Source organism: Halomonas marinisediminis, assembly GCF_004347715.1.
GTDB classification, from domain to species: Bacteria; Pseudomonadota; Gammaproteobacteria; order Pseudomonadales; family Halomonadaceae; genus Halomonas; species Halomonas icarae.
In genome coordinates this window covers 1-267 of the sequence record NZ_SLTR01000510.1, presented here as the reverse complement: position 1 = coordinate 267, position 267 = coordinate 1, and the positions used below count along the sequence as shown (strand labels likewise).

General features: G+C 56.6%; 1 protein-coding gene. It reads left to right on the top strand.

The features are described from left to right. Positions 1-267: hypothetical protein (locus E0702_RS19330; protein WP_165927627.1), on the top strand; the 267-nt coding region annotated here is incomplete at both ends.

Genomic DNA, 267 nt, shown 5'->3' with positions numbered 1-267 from the left:
TCACAACGCTTTCGGCGGATACGGCGGCGAAAGCTCAGCAAATTGCGATGCTCACAACCGCCACCCAGGCAAAGGATGATCAAATCACGACACTGTCGGGTGAGGTCGGTGTTCTTTCCAATCAGGTTCAGACCATCAACGCAACGGCGAACACCCTGAAGAGCGACGCAGCTCAGGTGACTTTACAGTTGGATGATGCGGCCGCATCTTTGATCGACGCTGGCAACAACGTGGCGGCTGCCGTGGGTGGAGACACCAGCAAGAGTG